Below are 16,212 nucleotides of genomic sequence, written 5' to 3'. Positions count from 1 at the left end.
GGGCAGCTACTCGAACGTCACCTGCACTTTGAGGACATCTGGAGACTTGTCGGACGCCATCCAGTTTGGCAATTCGTCCAACGAAATCGTCTGCGATACCAGATGGCCCGTTTCGATGCGCCCGGCCTTCAGCCAATGGAACGCGGGAATGAAGGAATCGTTAATGGCCATCGAGCCAAGAATCGTCCAGTCGTTGCGATAGAGATCGAACGTTGGGACGGTCACGCTGGCGCCCGTCGGCGTGACGCCAAACTGGAGGAACGTGCCGGTGACGCCCAGATAGCGCAACGCACCTTGGATGACGCGGGGAATCCCGGTCACGTCGACAACAATGTCGAAGCCATCCGGATAATCGGCAGGCAGGACAGAGTCTGCTTCAGTCGCCAAAACGCCGCGGGTCGCGCCGAACCGTAGGGCGAGATCCAGCTTGTCCTGCGATAGGTCGACCACGACCAACTCCCCTGCGCCACGGTGCGCGATGGCCTGCACGAGCTGCTGTCCCATCGAACCGGCTCCGAACAGTAATACCGACTGCCCTGACTTGAGCGGAAGGCGGTTCATCGCATGGACGACGCAGGCGATGGGTTCGGTGAAAGCGGCTGTCTCAAACGACATGTGGTCCGGCAGCTTGACGACGTTGGCCGCGGGGACCTTGACATACTCCGCCATCGCGCCATCCACCGTGTTGCCGAGCGCCTGCCAGTTGCGGCATTGGTTCATTTTCCCGGTCAGGCATCGATCACAGCGATTGCACGGCAGGGTCGGATCGGCCGTCACCCTGTCGCCTACCTGGAAAGTGTCCACGCCATCGCCCACGCGATGGATCACACCCGAAAGCTCATGGCCCGGGATGATGGGGTACGGCGAGAGAAACTCGCCTTCGAAAATGTGGAGATCCGTGCCGCAAATGCCGCAGCGTTTGACTTGGATCACGACCTCGCCAGGCCCTGGTTCCGGGTAGGGCACCTCGCGCACGCTGCCTTGTCTGGGTCCTTCGATCACGAACGCTTTCATCATGTTGCTTCCCATAGATGTTCCCTCCTGTTACCAATGTTGATCGCGCAACGCACGGAAATCTGTCAACTGTCCATTCTCGTCATATGGATGTTTTAAATTGAAGGCGTAGGCACTGGGACCTTCGTGCAAAAGATAGTCCATTCTTCGATACGCCTCTTCCACAAGCAGGCTGTCCGCGCCGTCCGACATATCCTCGTCGAACCACCATAACACGTCGTAAACCGCCCGACCATTCGGCATCTTGATATAGAGATCCGGCAATTCGCGCATAGCGCGCCGATGCGCGCGCGCTTTGTATACGAAGTGGGAAACGGAATCCAAATCGCGCCACACGGTCAGGGTCTGGATCGGGTAACCGCTTTCATAAGAAACGCCGTGAAACGCAGGCTGTTGGGGGAACGTGTCGATGGCGCGCAAAAATCCCGGTTCCTCGGCCAACTCTTGAAAAATGTCATCGTGAATCCGCCGATGGGCCGCCGACAGCGAAGCAATTGACACTTCCATAAAGCCCATGGTGTAGACGCCAAGTTGTACAGTCATGTGTGTGCCTCCCTCAATCAACCGAGTCGCGTCGTCTTCGACGACCTCTGGAGTTCCAACTATACGATGACGCACATACCTTTATTCGTCGATCACCAGATGAAACGGCCGACCGGACCAGCATCTGCTGGCCCGTCGGCATTCAACGCGAAAGTCGTCCCAACATTGCACCAGTCTCTTACAACGACACGTGATCGCGCCAGTGGTAAACTGGCTGCCAACCCAACAATTGTTTCGCCTTCTTGTTGGACAAGAGCGTGTCGTATCCATCGAGCGGCACGCGAATGTCCGTTACATTCGGATAGCAAGCTTTTAACAGCTCGCCGTTGGTCATATCCATGCTGGTCCAATCGGCAGCGATGTTCAACTTGACCGCGCCAAGGCCGTCCTTCTCAATGGCCAAGCGATACGCTGTGGCGGCGTCGCGCGCGTCGATATACGACCATAGAATGTTCTTGCGCAACTCCGGCTGATGGATGAAGCCGGGAAAATTCCGATATTTTTCGGGCGTAATGACGTTGCCCATCCGGAACGATACGATTTGCATGCCCGTCTTCCGATGGAACGTCTCCGCCGTCAACTCGTTGACGACTTTCGACAGCCCGTAGGCGTCCTGCGGCAGTTGTGGATGGTCTTCGTCGACGGGGACGTAAAGAGGATCAAACGGATGCGTCGCAAATACGAGTCCGTAAGACGATTCGCTCGATGTGATCACCGCTTTGCGAATACCGAGCGTCGCGGCCGCCTCCAGGATATTGTACGTGGACACGGTATTCGTCTCGAACGTAGCGGCGTTTGGACGAATGCCAACGCGTGGAATGGCCGCCACGTGCACCACGGCTTCAGCACCCTCCAACGCTTGAACCGCTTCTCCAAGATTGGTCAAATCGACGATCAGCGTTGGACAAAGTTCTTCGGCTGGCTGTTTGACATCGACGTTCAGGACTTCATAGCCTGCTTCGACGAATTCGCGGACGACCCACGGCCCTAGAAGGCCGCTCCCTCCCGTAACGACAACTTTCATCGACGACATCCTTTCGAAGAAAAATCGTGATCGGACAAATTGGGCGGAAAGGCCCAATCGCGGTAAGTGCTTGATGCTTATTCTACCAACAATGGCGACAGATACATAGTTTTTCGTTTCTGATATGCGATGAGCCCGCGGAAGCGCTAACATAAGAGGAACGTGATCGACCATGGGAGTTGACTTGAGTGTTGTTCTTACGCACCGTTCAGTACGAACCAGGCGAACAGACGGTTCCCAGCAAGGGCTTCCCGTTTGACATCCCGGTTCTGCACAGAGGCTGCCGGATTCATTTTTCGTCCCCTGTAACCATCTTGGTTGGCGAAAACGGCACGGGTAAATCGACCTTGCTGGAGGCGATGGCCACCGCCATTGGGCTGCCTGCCATTGGAGCGGCGGACGCAAGCGAAGATCCCACACTCGTCCAACAACGAGCACTGGGAGCAACGCTGCGGTTGACGTGGAACCGCAAAACCCGCCGCGGATTTTTCCTAAGGGCGGAAGACTTTTTTAACTTCTGCCGACACTTGCGCAGCATCAAGGAAGATGCGCTTGAGCAGTTGCATCGGATCGACGCCGACTACGAACAACGATCGACCCTGGCGAAGCAACAGGCGAAACTTCCGTACGCCCGCGCGTTGTCGGAAATGAGGACACTGTACGGCGATGATTTGGACGCCATGTCGCACGGCGAGAGTTTTCTGCAGCTATTCTCCTCCCGCATCGGCGGACAGGGCCTTTTCATCCTGGACGAACCCGAGGCACCTTTGTCGCCGCTGCGTCAACTCACGCTTCTTCACCTGGTCCACGAAGCCGTCGAACAAGGATCGCAATTTTTGATTGCCACCCACTCTCCCATCGTCATGGCGTATCCTGGGGCGACGATCCTTCATCTCACGGGTGGCGACATCATCCGGACCGACTGGTCGGAACTAGAGCATGTTTCCCTGCTGCGCGATTTCCTCGCTCGCCCCGACGCTTTCCTGCGTCGGTTGTCATTGGCTGACGGAGCGAATAAACATCCAAACTGATGCATGATCTAGGAACGATGTGGGATCCTTCAAAGGAAGCGTCTGGATGGTGGATGGAGGGATTCCGATGAACGAAGTAAATGGGGCGCATTTTCGACAGGAGATGGAGCGGATTCGCCGCGAGACGCACTCGTCGCCGAATGCTGCCGCCAGGCCGAACGACGGAGCGGATCGTGAACTCGCAGTGACGTTGCTTCACGAGATGGCTGACCGCGTGGGCGAATCCGATCCGGAATTGTACACCAAGGTCAATACTTCGCCCGACCCGGAACTCGTGGTTGGATTCACCAATTCACGGTTTTACTCGCCGCGTCTGAGCGTGCGTGTGAAGCCGTCGTCGAGGGGCGTCAAGGTCACCGTATCCGACGGAAAATGGAAACAGTCCCCAAGCCAGAACGGGCTGTGGGCTGACTGGGCCGACGAGAAGGACGTCTTCGACGGGTCGTTCGACAAGGGCCTGATTCGTTCCGCCATTGAAGGCGCCGTGCTCGAATGGTATCGCTACTGCAAAGAAAACGGCCAATCTGGACTGCCTCCACACTGACGTGAGGCAGCCCGAACCAACCCAAACGCCCGCCTGTTCCCGTTACCCCAGCTCTCCGCCGAGGACGACGGTTTGCGCGATCCGCCCCGCGCGATGGTCTTCGAACGCGATGGTCGCGTTTGTGCCGCGATTGGCGCGAACGATCCACTCCGCGTAGGCGCGCTGGCCGTTGGCTGGTGCCCATGTGCTCTGAGAACCATAGCCGTCCAAGTGACCGATGCTGACCGGAGAAGTGCCGCCGACGACCTCCAGTTCACCATCGATTCTGGCGTGAATGCCTTCCAACAGCAACTCCTTGCCCTTTGCGGTCGATGACGTTGGCAAAAATCCCGCGTTGGCCACCTCTGCAACGACCCGAAAGACATTGGTGGACATTTCTTCAATCGAGATCGAAGAAATCGACAACCTCGCCGTGGAGAGGCCAAGTTTGGTCAGGAACGCGCTCACGTTCCGACACTCCTCTTCCAAAAAGCGAAGAGGCGGATTCTGAATGACGTACTTCGGATCCAATCCGCCAATCTCGACGGGGCCGAAATCCGGATGATCGAACGGTGTCCAAGGGAAGATGCCTTGCCCACCGACCTCTCGCTCGACCCAAGCGAACACTTTGCGTTCATCTTCCGCCAGTGTCTCTGGCGACAGGGTCATCAGGTGGCGCATGCCGTACTGGCCATAGCCATGCGCGCCGGCCCGGCCGTCGAGGTCCCAAATTTCCACCGTGAAGCCGAGCACGCCAAGGTGATCGTACATCCAGTCGTCGGCGGCGCCAGGCATCAACACTTTCTCGTGTCCGGTCGCGAACTTCTCGTAGTTCGATCCGGCAAAGTACCCGCTCACCTGCGAGCCCATCTCAGCGACGGTGGTGAATAGATGGCGATCCGTTTGCGACAGGGTGGCGTCGTCGCCCGTCGACGGCTGGCGCAGGATGACGCCGCCCGACGTGTGCAGCGCGGCGTACGCCGAGATGTTCGGGTGTCGATGGATAAAATCGGCCAACGCCCGCAATTCCGGCTCCGACAGCGGATAGGGTCCAGCACCCGGCTGGCCGCTCTCACCCGCCCACCGGATCGGAAAATTGCGATTGAAGTCCATGGCGCTTCTGCGAGCATCTTTCGCGGTCGCGAATGCTGGAAGCGATCCCGACTTGGACAGCCTGTCGATCCTGCCTTCCGGAAACACGTGATAATACGTGCCGCCAAATTCGCCTGGACGCCGTGGGCGCATGACGCGCGGGTCGACATCGTCGATCGCAAATCCACCGTCTGCCGCCGGCACGCGCATCATCAGGATGTGTCCGTTGCCGTCGACATCTTCCTGGATAAACCCTTCGGGCAACCGCGAGTACGGATACAGGTGCGGACTCGAACGGAAACGCGCCGGCGTCGTCAAATACAGTTCGGCGCCGTCCACCGCAATCCGCGGCACGACGTAGACCGTATGCGCGTCCAGCAACTCGGTCGCCTCGGGATTGTGGCCGTATTGCGTAAGGCACCACTGAATCCAATACATCGCGACGGCGTTTCCCGACACTTCACCAGCGTGGATGTTCGCGTCGACGAGCGGACTTGTCCGCCGGCTCGCCCGTGGAGCGGTTTGTCACGGTCACGGCCGCGATATCCTTCCCCTGGCGACTCTGGCCAATCACTTCGACACTCAGAAATTGCGGATATGCGTCCGCCAATCTTCGAAGCTCGTCCCACATTTCCTGATAGGTCCAGTATTTTGACTGCACGTCCCAGCCTCCCTGCGTCATTGGACTTGCCGCCGCGGCTCTGCATCGCGGGTATTCGCTTTTCACTTGTACACGCTCACTTGTGTCCGTTCACTTCTGTCCGTTGCGCTCTGCTTCATCGGCAACGTACTCGGCAATGACGTTGCGTTCGTCCACGAGGACGACCGTCGGCTGGTGGCCCTTCACCTCATCCGCGTCATACATCCCATACGAGATAATAATCACCAGGTCCCCCGGCTCTGCCAAGCGGGCGGCCGCGCCATTCAATTCGATCGCGCCGCTGCCAGCCTTCCCTGGAATGACGTACGTCTCAAAGCGAGCGCCGCTGTTGATGTTGACGACTTGCACCAACTCGTTTTCCAGCAAATCAGCGGCTTCCATCAAATCTTCGGCGATGGTGATGCTGCCTACGTAATTCAAATTGGTACGTGTCACCGTCGCGCGATGGATCTTGGATTTCATCAATGTTCGCAACAAATTCATCTCACCTCACCAAGTCTGGTTGGTCATGTCGTGGAATGGGCCGGCATCAGGCCAGCCCGTACGATGTCGAATGGAGCTTTACATCGGGATTGCGCTCGAGCATCCAGCGGATCGCGAACTCCGTCTGGAACAGAATCACGAGGCGATCGTCCTGATCGCGGACGACGATATTGGAATAGCGATCAAAGTTCAATTGTTCGACGTCCACGTTCGTCTCCAGCCAGCGCGCAAACGAGTAGGGCAAGGTGAACATCTCCACCTCCGCGCCGTACTCGGCCTTCATACGATATTGAAACACTTCAAACTGAAGTTGGCCAACCGCGCCGAGGATCAAGTCTTCCGTCCGGTTCGCCTGTCGAAACACCTGGATGGCGCCTTCTTCGGTCAACTGGTCAATTCCTTTGTGGAATTGTTTGTACTTCAACGTATTCTTGACCGACACGCGCGCAAAATGTTCCGGCGAGAACTGCGGCAGCTTCTCGAATTGAAACGATCCTCGTTCGCACAAGGTGTCTCCGATGCGGAACAGACCAGGATCGAAAATACCCAGAATGTCCCCTGGGTACGCCTCGTCGACGATTTCCCGGCCCTGCCCGAAAAACTGCTGGGGTTGCGAAAGACTAATCTTCTTGCCTGTGCGCACGTGCGTGACGTTCATGCCACGACTGAATGTGCCCGAACATACGCGAATAAATGCGACGCGATCGCGATGGGCAGGATTCATGTTCGCCTGAATCTTGAACACAAATCCGGAAAATCCAGCATCGCCGGGCTCGACGACGGCGCCGTCCTCGGTCCGGCGGGGAGTCGGTCCAGGGGCGAGATCGACAAACTCGTTGAGAAACGTCTCGACGCCGAAGTTGGCGATGGCGCTGCCGAAAAACACCGGCGTCAGAAGTCCTTTTGCCACCAGATTGGCATCGAACGGATCGCCCGCAATGTCGAGCAGCATGACCTCGTCTTTCAACCGCGCGTGCAGTTCGGCGCCCAGCACCTGAACCAGTTCAGGACTGTCGAGATCGGTCGCGTCGATGTTCGTGACTTCCTCGTTACGATGCGTAAAACGCTCGAATCGGGCGTCGGTTCGATTGTAGATGCCGCGAAAATCCTGCCCCATGCCGATGGGCCAATTCATTGGGCAGGATCGGATGCCGAGGACCTCCTCAAGCTCTTCGAGCAGTGCGAGCGGATCCTTTCCCTCGCGATCCAACTTGTTGATAAATGTAAAAATTGGAATGCCGCGCATACGACAGACTTCGAACAATTTGATGGTCTGGGGCTCGACGCCTTTCGCGGCGTCAATCAACATCACCGCGCTGTCCGCCGCGGTCAGCGTCCGGTATGTGTCTTCACTAAAATCTTCGTGGCCCGGCGTATCGAGAATGTTGATTCGACGATCCCGATATTGAAACTGCAACACGGTCGATGTCACGGAAATCCCGCGTTGCTTTTCAATCTCCATCCAGTCCGACGTGGCGTGCCTGCGGGCCTTATTGCCCTTGACCGCCCCCGCCTCCCGAATGGCTCCGCCAAACAACAACAATTTTTCCGTGAGCGTCGTCTTTCCGGCATCTGGATGCGAGATGATGGCGAACGTTCGCCGCGGATAGCTGGAGCCACCCGCAGATGATTCTTCTATGGAATGAGCGGACACGCATAGCACTCCTGTATCTCAAATGGATTCACTGCGTTTCAAAATACCACGAAACAGAGGTTGAAGAAAGCGGAAAACGGAACCGCACAGCCGACTTCGCCGTTTTTATACGCATGAGTTGGCACAGTTCATGATAAGATGATCTTGCTCGGCTGCGCCGAGCGAGTCGACGGCTGTTGACCGAAAGCGGATGCAGACGGTCGTTGAAGCAGTTTCCGGGAGGAGATCCTGAACGTTGCTGCGCAAACACCTATACGAAATTGACTTCATGCGAACGTTCATCATGCTAGGCGTGCTGTCGGTCCACACCAGCAATTCCTATCTGTCAATGACCAAGCCAATGTCAGCTTCATTCTTGGCGATTGGCTCACTTGTGACATCACTCCATTTCACACGCGAATCATTCATGTTCATCACAGGTCTGGTCCTCGCCTTTACGTACGCCGATAAGCCGCTGCGGGCGATGCCGTTCTGGAAGAAGCGATTGGCTCGCATCGGAATTCCATATCTCGTGTGGACTGGCGTTTATCTCCTATTCAACGGCCTGTTTCAACCGACTCCGCATTACTGGCTGCCATCCGTCTTCATGCGGGACGTCAGGCACTCCATTTTCACAGGAAATCAGTTCTTCTTGTACTATCTCTTCGTGACGATGCAATTTTATCTCGTATTTCCGTTTTTCTTTGCGTGGCTGCGCAAGTCCCAGCGATACCATCGCCACCTGTTCATCGGGAGTTTTGCGCTGCAGATCGCCATCACGGCACTGTGCAAGTTCGTTGTCCCTCACACGGACCCTTTGAGACTTCCTCCGGTTCTCTCCAATATCGTCCAATATCACAACGAATTCATACTCACGTACCAGTTTTGGTTTGTGGCCGGATTGATCGTGGCACTGCATTACGAGTCGTGTTTGAACTGGACCAAGCGCCATGCGCGACTGCTCTTTGCCTTGTTCATCGCCTCGCTCATTCTGCTCTGGGGCCACTATCTGTTCGACAGAATGGTGCTCCATGAAACGGAAGGGATCGCGTCGCTCGTGACGCAGCCGCTCATGGTGCCGTTCAGTCTGCTGCTGACAATCAATCTGTGGTTGGCCGGAAGCAAGTGGACCGACGTTCGAGAAAACCAAGCGTGGCGGAGATTCAGCCAATTCGTTGAACTCGGCTCTACCACCTCGTTCGGGATGTTCCTCCTCCAGCCTCTCCCATTGGTATTGGCGGAACATGGGATTCACACCCTTTGGCTTGAACACGGCGCTACGTGGTTTCATTACCTGCTGTGGCCCATCTGTATCGCAGTCGTCTACACCACCAGCACACTTGGAACATATTGGCTGTCCAAAGTCCCACACGCTCGCTACCTCGTCGGCCGAACGTCCCCCATTCCACGCCCGTTGCCGAGTTCCCCTGTCCAATCTGCGACGGACAGTATCGCGGCAAGCGTCGCGTCGTCAGGTTGACAATGAACGCCTCAGCCCACCGCCGGTCCGCGTTCACCAATTGCCAATTCCGCATGGCGAACCTGTTTGGGGCGAAATTCGACGGGTGCAAAATGACAGGATCGAGTTTTCAAGAAGCGAATCTGACGGGACTGACCATCGTCGGAGGCGACTGGTCATACGTGAATTTGCGCGGACACACACTGAAGCGGGCCAACTTCCGCGACGCGAGGTTGGCGTACGCCGATCTCTACGGAGGCAATTTGGAAGGCACCGATTTCACCCGGGCAGACCTGACCAAAGTCATTTTGGATCAAAGCAAGCTGCGCGATGTAGTTGCCTGCCCTCACAACGCCCGCCCAATCCGTGCCGAACAGCAAACACGGCAGCCTGTGTCCGATCCCGCAATCCCAACTTCGCGATCACGCCGCCAAAGAGGCCGGCCGTACTCCGGCCAGGAGAGCCATGTCATTCACTCAGCACTCCCCCAGCGAAGTACGGCCGTCTAATCAACGGAAGCCAAGCACGGGATGCGGCACGTACGGTTCTTCCAGATACGCGATTTCGTCGTCGGTCAATTTCAATGACACCGCCGCAACGGCATCATCCAAGTGGTGCATCTTCGTGGCGCCGATAATCGGTGCGCTCACCACAGGCTTCTGCAGCACCCACGCGAGCGCGATCTGGGCCCGCGGAACCCCGCGCTTCGCGGCGACGTCGGCGACGCGATCGACCACGCGCTTGTCCGCTTCAGCGGTTGTGGCATACAGTGTCTTGCCGAATTCGTCTGTCTCCGATCTCGCCGTCTTCTCGTCCCAATCGCGCGTCAGCCTGCCGCGCGCAAGCGGACTCCAAGGGATGAGACCGATTTTCTCCTCTTCGCAGAGCGGAATCATCTCACGCTCTTCTTCGCGATACAGCAGGTTGAGATAATTTTGCATCGAGACAAACCGCGTCCATCCGTGTTTTTCAGCCGTATGCAAAGCCTTCAGGAACTGCCAGGCGTACATCGAAGACGCCCCGATGTAACGAGCTTTGCCAGCCTTGACCACGTCGTGCAAGGCTTCCATCGTCTCTTCGATTGGCGTCGAATAGTCCCAACGGTGGATTTGGTAGAGATCGACATAATCTGTCCCCAGCCGCTTCAGGCTCGCGTCGATTTCGCTCATGATGGCTTTTCTCGACAGCCCTGCGCCATTTGGGCCAGCGTGCATGCGGCCGTGTACTTTTGTCGCGATCACGATTTCATCGCGATTCGCAAAATCCTTCAGCGCACGCCCAACAATCTCTTCGCTCGTACCATCGGAATACACGTTGGCCGTGTCGAAGAAATTGATACCGATCTCCAGGGCGCGCTTGATGAACGGCCTGCTCTCCTCCTCGTTGAGTACCCAGCGATGATTGCCGCGTTCTGGCACGCCATAGCTCATACAGCCAAGGCAGATGCGCGAAACGTCCAAACCAGTGTTGCCAAGCTTCACATATTCCACGTGTGAACCCTCCCAGAGTAGGTATCCAACCCAGATTAGAACATCAACCAGAAGCTCAACCTTTGGTCAAGCTCTGGGAAATGCCGCCGATATGTGAAAATGGATACAGAACCACGTCGGCCTCGCCGAGAATCGCAGAGCGACTGACAAATTTATGCTTCCAAAGGCGGCTGTCGTCCGAGATTGGACGATTGTCGCCGAGCATGAAGTAGTGCCCAGCCGGTACCTTCCAGGTGCCAAGCGCGGTACCGTTGTCCTTCGCGATGTTGGGATTGCTTTCATTCAGTTTCTTGCCATTGATATAGACGGCGTTTTCCGTCACGGTCACGGTGTCACCAGGCAAGCCAATCACGCGCTTGACAAATAGTTGCGATGGATCGTCGGGCCAACGAAAGACGACGACTTCACCACGATGGATTGGGCGAAGTTCAGTCGCCAATTTGTTGACCACGACATAAGCGAAATCCCGACTGCTGGTCGCGGGGATGGTTGGATACATCGATGCCGAAGGCACTTGGGCGGGGCTTACGACCCATTGTCGAAGGGCGAGCGCCAATGCCACGCCAACCACGATTGGGATGAGAAAATCAGTCAACCACTTCTTCCTTGTTCCACGTCGCTCCAAACTTTTACACATCCTTCTCCGTTTGTAACCCATGTGCTGATGGCCTCGCCACTCGCACACACTGTACGAAGTTCAACATATGTCTAGCATACCATCGACTTGGCAGAAAGCACGCATCAATCTTCAGCCGTACTTGTCAGTCGACGACGACACGAAATGTTGCGCCTCGAATCAGAAGAATATCGTGCCCGGCGACGCGAAGCTGATACCCTGACGGCACCCGCCACTCGCGGCGCTCCATTTCATTTTCGACGACGTCGCCCGCGGCGACAAATACTTTGCCAGCGTGATCGATCACGACATCGGCCACGGGCGCCGGCTTCTCCAGTCGGCACACCAATCGCGTCTGGCCCGAATCGTTTCGTTCTTCGACTGCGATCGCCTGTCCAAGCTTGTTCAAGTCGGCATAAAACAGCGAGTTGCCAGCCCCGCGCAGGATGGCGGCCCTTTGCGAAATGCGCTGCAGGTACCCGCCATTCAACTGATAGAGATTGTGCTTTGCATCGTCGAGATACAAGATTTTGCTGGTCGTCCCATAGTAGGCGTTTTGAACACCGATCGCTCCTATACTGGTCGCCCATACATGCTCGTTCGTGTCAAACTGATAGACTGTATTGCCCTTCGCACTGCCGTAGATGAAAAAGACGTCGTTGGTGTAATCGCTGAACGCGAGGGCGCGAAACGTTTGTCCCGCCGGCGGATCGCTCGTGTAAATGGGCCGGACACGATTCGCCAAGACGTCAAACGTAACCAACTGGTTCGCCGAAGTCACATAGAACAACAGGCGATCCCGAATCCAAACGACATCGATGATGGGATGACTGGCCGTGGTGCGCCGAACCACTGCCCCCGTCTTGGCATCGACGACCGTCAGCGTCCCGCCGTCCACGCAGCCAAGAAACGTTCCGTCCGGCGAAGGGAACACATTCTCCGCCTGGCGAACCATCGGCTGCTTGACCATCCCGGTCGTTTGCAATTGCGGCAGGGGCGGTGGATCGTGAACCGTCACCGTCTTCCACCGGACAAGTGGAGGTTCATGCTTGACATAGAGGTCCATGGCCACATAGATGGCAACGGTCAACAACAGTAAAAACGTCAAGTATGCCGCGAGCTTGCGTGTCATGGGCTACCTCACAATCAGGGCTGTTCCGACGTTGCGCTGCCCCAGGATATCAGTCGGTTGGTTGACGAGTTTGCCGTCCGCATACAGCGTCGCAGACGATCCGCCGTCGAGATTCGCCGCCGTCACGGCGCCAAATTGAAGCATCAGGCTTTGGATGTCGCCGAGACTCGCGCCAATGTCGTTGGGTCCCGTCAGTTCCCTTCCGTCGGTGACGACGAAGATCACCGTACCGTCGGCCCGCTGTCCAATCGCCGTCCGCGGCGCGTATCCCCACGATCCCGCGCCACTGATTTGTCCGACACCGTCTTTCACCAACGTTGGGCCGAACATCAGAGCCTGTGTGACATGCATCGCCTTCAGTTCCGCCAGCGTATAGCGGCCGCTGATGAGCCTTCCCGACTCGGTAAAACCGATAATGTTCTCAGCCTGCTTCGACGAAATCAGTACCTTGCCGTCCGAAATCACGATCCCTTGGACCTCGCCGCCCGTGCCCTGCCAATCGGGATCGTAGAACTCCCCTCCGTTGATGCCCGCGATCGCGTGATATTCCTGCACAAAATCCTCCACGGTCTGCCCCTGCTGCGGTCGATACTTGGTCATGACCACGCTGATTTTTTTCGGATTGGAGACGGTGAGAATGTAGGCGTTGTACGTTGAAAAGTGGCGTTCATAGAGGTGGATGGAGGTCGTCCTGTCAGTCACGGGATACGAGATTGTTCCAAAGACCGGCCGATCCGGCTGCGGACCGACAGGGGCAGGCGAAGGCACATGCCGGTAGTGGACCTTGGTCACCTCGGCGCGATGTGGAGACAGCACGCCGAAACACACGGCAGCAACGGCTAATCCGTAGATCGCTGTGACAAGAAAATATTTCAATACGAGTCGGTTCACAGTTGTTCCATCCTTTGGTTGAATCGTTGACGCGCGTTATCTCACGGAACCGTGTTCCAGCAAATCATTGCCGAGTTCAAGCAGCTTGGACACGGTCTTCCAGTTCCGCAACGTCGCCGGAACACCCAATCTTCGCTCGATCCACTGATTGGACAAAGAAGACTTATGGACTGGCTGCCGATAGAGAACATATGCGTGCCCATTTGCGATCCGGCATTCGTCGAGCCCTGGTTCGACGGCTTCCAGGCCTTTGACAGCCTCTTCGCTGGGTGAGTCAATCAGAAACGACACGTGAACCTGCTCCCCGTCTCGCAACGCGTCGACCGGAAATGGCGGACATTCATGGACCTTTCGCAGTTCCGGCAAAGTCAACAACGCGACGGGGACGGAGAAACCAAATGTGCTTTCCATGTCGCGCGCCATCCGATCCCGTATCCACAATGGATCCTCGTCGCTCGTAAACCAGACGTTGCCGCTTTGAATGTACGTACGAACACTGTTCAAACCCATCGCTTCCAACATGGACTTCAATGTCGCCATCTTGACCATTCGATGGTTGACGTTGACACCCCGCAACAGAGCCAAATATGGGGTCACAAAAGGGCCTCCAGTCTTCTCGCACAGAGTATTCTGATTCGATAGGGAGTTACGCCCGGTCTGACAGAGGCCTGACAGAGCGTATGAGTAAATCTAGTATAGCGTGTTTTCGGCGAGATCGGAGATAATAGACAAACACGACTGGGCGAAAAACGAAAGGATTCAGCAATCGCCAGATAGCGAGGTTGAGAGCGGTTGAGCCTATGGCAGCATCGAGACTTTCTGAAATTATGGGCAGGCCAAACCGTGTCTGAGATTGGCTCGCGCATCACCCGCGAGGGATTGCCGCTCGGAGCGGTGATGATGATGGGTGTGACGCCGCTTACGATGAGCGGACTCAGTTTGGCGACGCAACTCCCTGCGTCGTTGCTCGGCATCTGGATTGGCATGTGGGTCGATCGCCTGCGACGTCGACCGCTGATGGCTGGCTCCGACTTAGCCCGCGCCATGCTCCTTATGATCATTCCTGTCGCGTTCGTCACACATCACCTGCAACTGTGGATGTTTTACGCCATCGCCGGACTGTGCGGCATCGGGTCGCTGGTGTTTGACAGCGCCTACCAAGCGTATTTACCCTGGCTGCTTGGCCGCGCACAATTGAGCGAAGCGAATCAGAAGCTTGGCGTTACAGCTTCCACAGCTGAGGTGATTGGGCCGGGGCTGACAGGCGTGCTGGTGCAAATATTGACGGCCCCAATCGCCATCGCGTTTGACGCGTTGTCCTACCTCGCGTCGGCGTGCTTCATCCTGGCGGTTGGCAAACGCGAACCGAGGCAGCGGCGAGCGAATGAAGCGGACGAGATCGCCACAGTAGATGGTGACGACGACGGCGAAATGGATGAAGCGAATGGAATGGGCCGAACCGATCAGGAAATTGTTGGTTTTCGCGATTGGCGGCGCGAGATAGCCGATGGTTGGCATGCCATTCGCACGAACGGCTTGCTGCTTGCGCCTGCCACGGTCGCCGCGACGTATGGATTCGCCAGCAGTTCCATCTTCGTGCTGGACACCTTGTACGCCATCCGGACGCTTCACCTGACGGCGTTTCTGTTCGGAATCACCGTCACCATGGGCGGCGTCGGCTCCTTGATTGGAGCCGCCTTGGCGAAACGCGTCATCCACCGCTTTGGCGCAGGATCGACGATGATCCTCACGCTACTCGTCCAGGGACTCGCTGCGACTGGCTGGGTGTGGGCCGGCGGTCCCGTCTGGCGATCCGTCCTGTTCCTCCTCGCCGCGCAGTTATTCGGCGATTCGAGCGGGATGATCTACGGCATACTCGACAATACACTCCGGCAAACCATCGTCGCCGACTCGCTGCTCGGCAGAGTCAACGCCACCGTGCGCGCAGCCGAAGTCGGCTGTACGGCCATCGGCGCACTCGTCTCCGGGTTGTTGGGGCAGATCATCGGAATTCGCGATACGATGCTGCTGTCCGCATTGGCCATGATCTGCACGACGCTGTTGCTCATTCTCTCTCCAGTCCGCACATTGCGGAATATCGAAGATCTCGCGTGATCTCGGCGCCATCGCGCTAAACAACTCCCGCTGCGGTTCACCTGTGCGGGGCCGCGATCGGCCAGCCCACGGGGAGAAGGAGCGTAGAGCAGCACGCATGGGAACAGGATTCGGACCGTCGGTGCGAGATGGCGCAGGCGGAAGCGAACGGAGACGTGATGGGTGCGGCTGCAGTGTGGCCGGGCAGGCGGGCCGGGCAGGCGGGCCGGGCAGGCGGGCCGGGTAGGCGAGATCGAAGCCCGAGCCGACGCCACTTAAGCGGTCCACAGCACCTTATTCCTCGCAACTCGGCTGATTCAATACAGATAAGCCGCCCTCGGACGCTTATTCGTCTCTCGGCCCCCGGATCAAGCCCGATCCCCGCCACTTAAGCGGTCCAGGGCACCTTATTCGCGACAAATCAGATGATTCGACAGGATTAAGCGGCTCTCGGACGCTTATTCGCGTCGCCGCCCCTCGCCCCTCGCCCCTCGCCCCTCGCCCCTCGCCCCTCGCCCCTCGCCCC

The 16,212-nt window shown here is 57.2% G+C and carries 16 protein-coding genes and 1 pseudogene; 5 read left to right on the top strand and 12 right to left on the bottom strand.

The features are described 5' to 3' along the window. Nucleotides 1-6: 6 nt before the first annotated feature. From AAC01S_RS03665 to AAC01S_RS03655, 3 genes are all read right to left on the bottom strand, one after another. Nucleotides 7-1,029: a zinc-dependent alcohol dehydrogenase family protein gene (locus tag AAC01S_RS03665; protein ID WP_245630060.1), complete on the bottom strand. Its 1,023-nt coding sequence runs from the start codon at nucleotides 1,027-1,029 to the stop codon at nucleotides 7-9. A gap of 15 nt (nucleotides 1,030-1,044) precedes the next feature. Continuing rightward, nucleotides 1,045-1,557, bottom strand: coding sequence for a DUF3291 domain-containing protein (locus AAC01S_RS03660; protein WP_067618956.1), 513 nt, complete (start codon nucleotides 1,555-1,557; stop codon nucleotides 1,045-1,047). 178 nt (nucleotides 1,558-1,735) lie between these two features. Further along, on the bottom strand, nucleotides 1,736-2,581 hold the full coding sequence (locus AAC01S_RS03655) for an NAD-dependent epimerase/dehydratase family protein (RefSeq protein ID WP_067618954.1): 846 nt from the start codon (nucleotides 2,579-2,581) through the stop codon (nucleotides 1,736-1,738). Between the two features lie 188 nt (nucleotides 2,582-2,769). Here AAC01S_RS03655 and AAC01S_RS03650 point away from each other — a divergent pair, with 188 nt between their 5' ends. Together AAC01S_RS03650 and AAC01S_RS03645 are read left to right on the top strand one after the other, a co-directional pair. Then, nucleotides 2,770-3,612: an AAA family ATPase gene (locus AAC01S_RS03650; RefSeq protein WP_067618952.1), complete on the top strand. Its 843-nt coding sequence runs from the start codon at nucleotides 2,770-2,772 to the stop codon at nucleotides 3,610-3,612. Between the two features lie 67 nt (nucleotides 3,613-3,679). Beyond that, entirely contained in the window at nucleotides 3,680-4,156 is a 477-nt protein-coding gene (locus tag AAC01S_RS03645) for a hypothetical protein (RefSeq protein WP_157071034.1), read from the top strand. Nucleotides 4,157-4,198: 42 nt separating this feature from the next. Here AAC01S_RS03645 and AAC01S_RS20390 read toward each other — a convergent pair whose 3' ends face one another. The 4 genes and pseudogenes from AAC01S_RS20390 to AAC01S_RS03630 all read right to left on the bottom strand — a co-directional run bounded on the left by AAC01S_RS20390 (nucleotide 4,199) and on the right by AAC01S_RS03630 (nucleotide 8,025). After that, a complete protein-coding gene (locus AAC01S_RS20390) occupies nucleotides 4,199-4,531 on the bottom strand; it encodes a DUF8731 domain-containing protein (protein WP_502685979.1) in 333 nt (110 codons plus the stop codon). Between the two features lie 387 nt (nucleotides 4,532-4,918). After that, nucleotides 4,919-5,858: pseudogene (locus tag AAC01S_RS20385) on the bottom strand (M14 family metallopeptidase); the annotation flags it as partial. A 120-nt stretch (nucleotides 5,859-5,978) separates the two neighbouring features. Further along, the gene (gene panD, locus AAC01S_RS03635; protein WP_067619163.1) at nucleotides 5,979-6,365 is read right to left on the bottom strand and encodes an aspartate 1-decarboxylase; all 387 of its coding nucleotides are present in this window, start codon (nucleotides 6,363-6,365) and stop codon (nucleotides 5,979-5,981) included. 52 nt (nucleotides 6,366-6,417) lie between these two features. Continuing rightward, the gene (locus tag AAC01S_RS03630; RefSeq protein WP_245630059.1) at nucleotides 6,418-8,025 is read right to left on the bottom strand and encodes a peptide chain release factor 3; all 1,608 of its coding nucleotides are present in this window, start codon (nucleotides 8,023-8,025) and stop codon (nucleotides 6,418-6,420) included. A 235-nt stretch (nucleotides 8,026-8,260) separates the two neighbouring features. Here AAC01S_RS03630 and AAC01S_RS03625 point away from each other — a divergent pair, with 235 nt between their 5' ends. Together AAC01S_RS03625 and AAC01S_RS03620 are read left to right on the top strand one after the other, a co-directional pair. Continuing rightward, nucleotides 8,261-9,484 carry an acyltransferase gene (locus tag AAC01S_RS03625; protein ID WP_067618947.1) on the top strand — a complete coding sequence of 408 codons (1,224 nt, stop codon included), beginning with the start codon at nucleotides 8,261-8,263 and terminating at the stop codon, nucleotides 9,482-9,484. Between the two features lie 2 nt (nucleotides 9,485-9,486). Further along, on the top strand, nucleotides 9,487-9,972 hold the full coding sequence (locus tag AAC01S_RS03620) for a pentapeptide repeat-containing protein (protein ID WP_067618944.1): 486 nt from the start codon (nucleotides 9,487-9,489) through the stop codon (nucleotides 9,970-9,972). On the opposite strand, the gene AAC01S_RS03615 is transcribed toward AAC01S_RS03620, so the two are convergent. The 5 genes from AAC01S_RS03615 to AAC01S_RS03595 form a co-directional block, all read right to left on the bottom strand. Beyond that, complete coding sequence (locus tag AAC01S_RS03615; RefSeq protein ID WP_067618942.1) at nucleotides 9,973-10,953, bottom strand: aldo/keto reductase; 981 nt, start codon at nucleotides 10,951-10,953, stop codon at nucleotides 9,973-9,975. 55 nt (nucleotides 10,954-11,008) lie between these two features. Continuing rightward, the gene (lepB, locus tag AAC01S_RS03610) at nucleotides 11,009-11,548 is read right to left on the bottom strand and encodes a signal peptidase I (RefSeq protein ID WP_245630058.1); all 540 of its coding nucleotides are present in this window, start codon (nucleotides 11,546-11,548) and stop codon (nucleotides 11,009-11,011) included. Nucleotides 11,549-11,714: 166 nt separating this feature from the next. After that, nucleotides 11,715-12,701, bottom strand: coding sequence for a hypothetical protein (locus tag AAC01S_RS03605; protein ID WP_067618938.1), 987 nt, complete (start codon nucleotides 12,699-12,701; stop codon nucleotides 11,715-11,717). 3 nt (nucleotides 12,702-12,704) lie between these two features. Further along, the gene (locus AAC01S_RS03600) at nucleotides 12,705-13,592 is read right to left on the bottom strand and encodes a phosphodiester glycosidase family protein (protein ID WP_083511484.1); all 888 of its coding nucleotides are present in this window, start codon (nucleotides 13,590-13,592) and stop codon (nucleotides 12,705-12,707) included. Between the two features lie 36 nt (nucleotides 13,593-13,628). Beyond that, on the bottom strand, nucleotides 13,629-14,189 hold the full coding sequence (locus tag AAC01S_RS03595) for a DUF1697 domain-containing protein (protein ID WP_067618935.1): 561 nt from the start codon (nucleotides 14,187-14,189) through the stop codon (nucleotides 13,629-13,631). A 195-nt stretch (nucleotides 14,190-14,384) separates the two neighbouring features. Here AAC01S_RS03595 and AAC01S_RS03590 point away from each other — a divergent pair, with 195 nt between their 5' ends. Next, nucleotides 14,385-15,707 carry an MFS transporter gene (locus AAC01S_RS03590; protein WP_067618932.1) on the top strand — a complete coding sequence of 441 codons (1,323 nt, stop codon included), beginning with the start codon at nucleotides 14,385-14,387 and terminating at the stop codon, nucleotides 15,705-15,707. Nucleotides 15,708-16,212: the final 505 nt, after the last annotated feature.

This window comes from Alicyclobacillus acidiphilus NBRC 100859 (assembly GCF_001544355.1).
Classification (GTDB): Bacteria; Bacillota; Bacilli; order Alicyclobacillales; family Alicyclobacillaceae; genus Alicyclobacillus; species Alicyclobacillus acidiphilus.
The sequence above is the reverse complement of the archived record's forward strand: the minus strand, read 5'-3'. Positions and strand labels throughout refer to the sequence as shown.